Here is a 6021-nt window from a genome sequence, read left to right as displayed (position 1 = left end):
GCGATCGTGATCTGCTCGCCCGATTCCACGCGACGCAGCAACTCGGACAGTCGCGTCTTTGCTTCCTGCACATTCACCGTCAGACTCATGGCCGCACTTTAGCATGGTCTGGTCAAGTTGACCAGACCAGATGGAATGCCCTGGAGCGAGAAGCAAAATAGCATTCGAATAGCGCTCGCACAGCACCTTTTGCAAGAGTGGACTTGTGATTGAAGACGCAATTGACGATCTGATGCAGATCTACGTGATCCCGTTCGGGCTCACCCTCATGTGGGGCGCGCTCGGTGGAGCGGCCGCGCTGATCATCCTGCGAGCCATCTCTGCCGCCGTTACGCGCAGCCGCTCGAGGTCCAAGCAGGTCGTCAAGCGGCTCGGTACGCCGGTGTTCGCACTCGTGTTCGTAACGGTCGCGTGGAGCTCCGCAACCATCATGCGCATCCCGCACTATTGGGATGAGGGAGTTACGGCGAACATCCATCACACGATGCAGATCGTGACGATCGTCGCGGTGGCGTGGCTGCTGATCGCGCTCGTGCAAGCGGTGAGCGACGCGCTGCTCGCGCGGTTCAAGACCGACAAGGCGACGGAGCGCCGAGCGCGGAGAGTGCAGATGCAGGTGCAGCTGATGCGCCGCATTCTGAGTGCGCTCATCGTCGTCATGGCGATCGGGTCGGTGCTGTTCACGTTCGAGCAGCTGCGCATCGCCGGTACGTCGCTGCTCGCCTCTGCGGGTCTTGTTTCGGTTGTCGCTGGTCTTGCGGCGACGAGTGCGTTGACGAACGTGTTCGCCGGTATGCAGCTGGCGTTCTCCGGTGCGATCAACCTGCACGACATTGTGGTGGTCGAGGACGAGTGGGGGCGCATCGAGGAGATCACGCTCACCTACGTCGTCGTTCGGATCTGGGACGACCGACGCCTCGTGCTGCCTTCGACCTACTTCACGACGACGCCGTTCACCAACTACACGCGAACGACGATCGAGAAATACGGCACGATGTTCATTCACGTGGACTGGACCGTGCCGCTCGATGAGATGCGCGAAGAGCTGCAGCGTATCGTCGAGGGCAGCGAGCTGTGGGATGGGCGCCTTGCGATTCTGCAGGTCACGGATGCCCGCGAGGGCCTCCTGGAGATTCGCGTCATCGTGAGTGTCGATGATGCAGCGATTACCGCCGACCTGGTCAACCACGTTCGCGAGCTCCTGGTGGTCTGGATCAAGGAGAACCACCCGAGCGCAATTCCGTACCAGCGCGTTCGCGAAACGCAGGAAGCGCTGCCGAAGTCGAAGAAGAAGCCGCGTGAACCCACCGGTTCGACACCCATTCAGGGGCTTTTCTACGGCAGTGACGAGGCCGAGGCACGGCGAGAGCAGTTCACGAAACCCATGGACATCGTGGAGGCTGAGTCGAACGTGGAGGACGCGGAGGAAGTTGCCGGCGAGCTCGATCGTCAAGTCGACGATAAGGGCTGAACGGTACGTCACCTGCTGTTCACCGAGATCACGTACGCTTCGAACCCGTGTCTCAACTGAACCGCAGTATCGGCCCGGTGGGTGCCGTGTCGATCGGCCTCGCGGCCATGATCGGCGCGGGGTTGTTCTTCGTGTGGGGGCCCGCTTCGGCCATCGCGGGAGCGTGGCTGCCCGCGGCACTCGTGCTGGCCGGTGTCGTCGCGACTGTGAATGCGCTCTCGACAGCGCAGCTCGCGATGGAGCACCCGGTTTCGGGCGGCGCATACGCCTATGGGCGGGCGGAGGCGAAACCCTGGATCGGGTTCAGTGCGGGCTGGATGTTCGTGACGGGGAAGACCTTCTCTGCGGCGGCCATCGCGCTTGTCGCAGCCAGGCACATCGATCAGGACGGGGCTGCTGCGTGGGCGGTCATTGCGCTCGTGGCGCTTGCGATCGTGAACATCCTCGGCATCAGGCTCACGTCGGCGATTTCGACCGTCATCGTCGTGCTCGTGCTCGCTGCGGTCGTCTTCGCGCTCGTCTGGAATGCGTTCGGCAACGCGTCGACGTTGACGCAGGTCAGCGATTCGACCTCGGTCGTCGCCGACTCGGATTCGCTTATGGCCGCTTTCGGGCTCGGAACCGTTCCGGCCCTCGGCGTGCTGCAGGCAGCAGGCATCCTCTTCTTCGCCTTCGCCGGATACGCGAGGATGGCGACGCTGGGGGAGGAAGTCCGCGATCCGCGCAGGACCCTACCGCGCGCGATCGTCACAGCGCTCGTCATCGTGCTGGTGCTGTACGGGCTGGTCGCGTTCGCCGTCACGGGCACGTTCCGTGACCGCCTGCCGGAGTCGATGACGCCCGTGGCCGACCTCGTCGGGCATCCCGTTCTCCACATCGTCTTGCTGGCGGCCGCGGTCGTGGCGTGTCTCGGGTCGCTCATGGGCATCCTGGCCGGCTTGAGTAGAACGTCGATGGCCATGGCGCGCGACGGCGAGCTGCCGGGTGTGCTGGGCAAAATCAATGCGAGGACGCGAACACCGGTCGTGGCCGAGATCGCCTGCACGTGCTTGGCGATCATCGCCGTCGTGACGCTGCCTCCGAGCGGTCTTGTCGCCTTCTCTTCGACGTTCGTGCTCGGCTATTACGCTGTCGCGCACTTCGCTGCGATCAGGATGCGCGCGCGACTTGCCGATGCCGGTTCCGGGCCGAGGATGTGGCTGCCGCGCTGGCTGCCGTGGTTCGGGCTCATCAGCTGTCTTGTGATCGTGCTGACGCTCTCCTGGGTCGGAGTTGTTGCAGCGATCGCCTGGCTCGGGCTCGGACTCCTGTTCCGGCGTACGTTCGCGAGTCGCTGAAGCTCTGCACTGGGATGTGACCGCTAGTCGATCTCGTCGCTGTCGCTTGACTGCGGACGCATCGTGCCGACTTTCATCATCGCCGAGAACCGTTCGTCGAGCGTCTGCCGTTCTTCTTCCAGAATCTTGGCGGCGAGTTTGCGTTTTCCCTTTGCGAGAGCCAGCGCGTATCTCCTGTACGACTTTGTGACGACATCGACCTGGCCGTCGGCGACGACCTTGCCGCTGTCGAGCCAGATGGCCCGAGTGCACATCGCTTCGACTGTGCGGCTCGAGTGGCTGACGAGGAAGCCTGTTCCCGCGCGCTCCATCATGTCGTACATGGCGTTCTTCGAGCGTTGGATGAACGCCGCGTCTCCCGTCGCAAGCGCCTCATCGATCATGAGAATGTCGGGATCAGCGGCAACGGAGATCGCGAACCGCAGCCTCGCTTTCATGCCGGCCGAATAGGTGCGCATAGGTCGCCTGATCGAATCACCGATGTCTGCCAGTTCGACGATACGAGCTCTGCGCTCCTTCGCGTCGGCGGGGGAGAGCCCCATTGCCAAGAGCCCGAGACGAATGTTCTCGACTCCGGACAGATTCGGAATCAACGCTGCACGAACACCCAGGAGGTTGGGGCGGCTTCGCGCCAAGACTGTGCCGGAGGTCGGCGTCTCGACGCCGGCGAGGAGACGCAGCAGCGTGCTCTTTCCTGAGCCGTTACGGCCGATCAGCCCTATGAACTCGCCTTCGCGAGCGATCAGCGAAATGCCTCGAACAGCTTCGAATACCGTGTGCTGCACGCCGAATCCGAAGGGGAGTCGTTTGCCGTCCTCTCGATCGACTGCAACTCGGTATTCGAGTTCGACATCGCTCGCCAGCAGGGTGACGTCGCCCGGAATAGGGAGTTCGCCCCTTGAACGATCGTCGTCACTGTTGTTCTCTGCCATACGACTCCTCCCCTCGCCAGAAGAAGAAGAAACCGACCAGTAGGAGACCGATGGCCCAAGCCGACAGGAGAATCCACTGGTAGGCGGAGGGAACCGCGCCATCGATGAGAGCTGTCCTATACATCATCAGCACTTGGTAGACGGGGCTGAACTCGATGATCGCCAGGATCTCCGGTCGATCTTCCAGTCTCGATACGAGCGGGAAAATGACGCCCGACCCGTACAGCAGAATTCGCGAGAAGAACGACATGGCCTTCGCGAGGTCGGGCATCAAGTGACCGAGGCGTGCGAACAGGAGGTAGAGTCCGAAGTCCATGATGGTCTGCAGCGCCAGAATCGCGGGGAAAAGCAGCCATGTCACCTGCGGGAGTGCATGGGGAGGCAACGCGACGATGATCACGAACATCGCGATGATCGCCGGTATGCGCTGGAGGAAGTTGTGGACGAGGGATGCGACCGCGAGGGAGGCGCGCGGGAACTGGAAGGCCCGAATCGTCGACTTCGACGACTTGATCAGGTTAACGCCGTTATTGACTGCCGAGCTGGTGAGCTGGAACATGAAGACACCGATGATGACGAACGCGGTGTAATTGTCCACACCTCTGCTCATTTCGAGCACCACCCCGAAGACCAGCCAGTAGAAGGCGGCGTCGAGGCACGGACGCAGGATGAACCAGAACGAGCCAAGCCTGTTGCCGATGTTCTCGGTCTCGACCTTGCTCTTCGACTCCCACCAGATGAAGTGTCGTCGTTGCCACAGCCGTTTGAAGTATTGGCCGAGGGGTGGGCGTCCGCTCACTTCGTGCAGGTGGTCGAGAGCGTAGCGCTGCTCAACTCTCTGCACGAACTCCGTTCTGCGAGCAGCACTGAGTGCACGCTGCTCGCGGCGGCGCACTGAGGGGACGCTGCCTTCAGCCTCAGCGTTCACACTTGCATCGCTCAAAGCAGACCGAGTTCCTTCCGGCAGGCAGCGCTAACGCGGCTGCGGATACAACGAATAAGGGGCAAGACTACATCTTTCCATAGCACGGCACAGACCGTTATCGCACGGCACACAGAGCACGGAAGGCTGCTCGTTCGATGCGAAGCACAATGACAAGGATACGCCGAAACGAGCGGTGCAGACGTATTGCTCATGTTTATCGCAAGCCGAGATCGACCCTGCGCGACTCAGCGATTGCGACCTTCGGGTTATTGCCACGAAAACAATCCACCGGATTGCGCCCTTCCGGGCTACTTCCACGAAAACAATCCACCGGATTGTTTTCCATCACACACAGCTGCACATCTTCCACGAATGCGATTCATCGAATCGAATTTCCTCCGCCGCTTTCCAGAGAGCTGCACCGCGCATCCCCACTACAGCGCCCTACTGGTTCACCTCTTACGAGACCTGCGTCTCGCTGCGGTCGCCAGACCATTCGGTGTGGAAGCTGCCGTCGCGGTCGACGCGACGGTACGTGTGCGCACCGAAGAAGTCGCGCTGCCCCTGAATCAGCGCCGCAGGCAGGCGGTCGGCACGCAGCCCGTCGTAATACGCAAGAGAAGAAGAGAACGCGGGGGAAGGGATGCCCGATCCTGCCGCGTACTGCACGACACGACGCCAGGCGTCCTGGGCGTTTGCGACGGCATCCGTGAAGAACGGCGCAACGACGAGCGCCTCGAGCTCCGGGTGCTCAGCGTAGGCTTCCGTGATGCGCTCGAGGAAGCGCGCGCGGATGATGCAGCCGGCCCGCCAGATGCGGGCGATCGCGCCCTTGTCGATGGCCCAGTCGTAGTGCTCTGCACCGGCGATGATCTCGTCGAAGCCCTGCGAGTACGCGATGATCTTCGAAGCGTAGAGCGCGAGCCGAACATCCTCGATGAACGCATTCGGGTCGGAGACCGACTCGGGAGCGGGTCCGGGCAGATCGGTCGCGGCTGCACGCTGTGCCAGCTGCGAGGAGAGCGAACGAGCGAACGTCGCCTCTGCGATGCCGGACACGGGAACACCCAGTTCGAGGGCGGTCTGCACCGTCCACGCACCGGTTCCCTTGGCACCCGCGGCGTCGAGAATGAGGTCGACGAGCGGCTTGCCGGTTTCGGCGTCGACCTGACGCAACACGTCAGCCGTGATCTCGATGAGGTACGACTCGAGCTCGCCCCGATTCCACTCTTCGAAAATGTCGGCGATCTCGGCGGGGCTCTTGCCCGTGCCCCGGCGAATCAGATCGTACGCCTCGGCGATGAGCTGCATGTCGGCGTACTCGATGCCGTTGTGCACCATCTTCACGAAGTGGCC

At 62.3% G+C, this 6021-nt stretch carries 6 protein-coding genes; 2 read left to right on the top strand and 4 right to left on the bottom strand.

Annotation, left to right across the window (positions count from 1 at the left end):
• Nucleotides 1-89: type II toxin-antitoxin system prevent-host-death family antitoxin (locus Q0O95_RS14110; protein WP_366516494.1), on the bottom strand; the 89-nt coding region annotated here is incomplete at its 3' end.
• Between the two features lie 116 nt (nucleotides 90-205).
• On the opposite strand from Q0O95_RS14110, the gene Q0O95_RS12875 reads away from it, so the two are divergent.
• Both Q0O95_RS12875 and Q0O95_RS12870 read left to right on the top strand, forming a co-directional pair.
• Nucleotides 206-1471 carry a mechanosensitive ion channel domain-containing protein gene (locus Q0O95_RS12875; protein ID WP_293699397.1) on the top strand — a complete coding sequence of 422 codons (1266 nt, stop codon included), beginning with the start codon at nucleotides 206-208 and terminating at the stop codon, nucleotides 1469-1471.
• A 47-nt stretch (nucleotides 1472-1518) separates the two neighbouring features.
• On the top strand, nucleotides 1519-2808 hold the full coding sequence (locus Q0O95_RS12870; RefSeq protein WP_293699395.1) for an APC family permease: 1290 nt from the start codon (nucleotides 1519-1521) through the stop codon (nucleotides 2806-2808).
• Between the two features lie 23 nt (nucleotides 2809-2831).
• On the opposite strand, the gene Q0O95_RS12865 is transcribed toward Q0O95_RS12870, so the two are convergent.
• The 3 genes from Q0O95_RS12865 to gndA all read right to left on the bottom strand — a co-directional run.
• Nucleotides 2832-3740 (bottom strand): ABC transporter ATP-binding protein, encoded by a 909-nt coding sequence (locus Q0O95_RS12865; RefSeq protein WP_293699393.1) that lies wholly within the window; start codon nucleotides 3738-3740, stop codon nucleotides 2832-2834.
• Nucleotides 3721-4683 carry an ABC transporter permease gene (locus Q0O95_RS12860; RefSeq protein WP_293699391.1) on the bottom strand — a complete coding sequence of 321 codons (963 nt, stop codon included), beginning with the start codon at nucleotides 4681-4683 and terminating at the stop codon, nucleotides 3721-3723. The genes Q0O95_RS12865 and Q0O95_RS12860 overlap by 20 nt, the downstream gene beginning before the upstream one ends.
• A gap of 441 nt (nucleotides 4684-5124) precedes the next feature.
• Nucleotides 5125-6021, bottom strand: an 897-nt coding sequence (gndA, locus tag Q0O95_RS12855; RefSeq protein ID WP_293699389.1) for an NADP-dependent phosphogluconate dehydrogenase, incomplete at its 5' end; no start/stop codon positions are given.

This window comes from uncultured Agrococcus sp. (assembly GCF_945915485.1).
GTDB lineage: Bacteria > Actinomycetota > Actinomycetes > Actinomycetales > Microbacteriaceae > Agrococcus.
The sequence above is the reverse complement of the archived record's forward strand: the minus strand, read 5'-3'. Positions and strand labels throughout refer to the sequence as shown.

Excerpts from the sequence above, each read along its gene's own strand:
- Q0O95_RS12865 (WP_293699393.1), bottom strand. The coding sequence starts at position 3,740 with ATGGCAGAGAACAACAGTGACGACGATCGTTCAAGGGGCGAACTCCCT.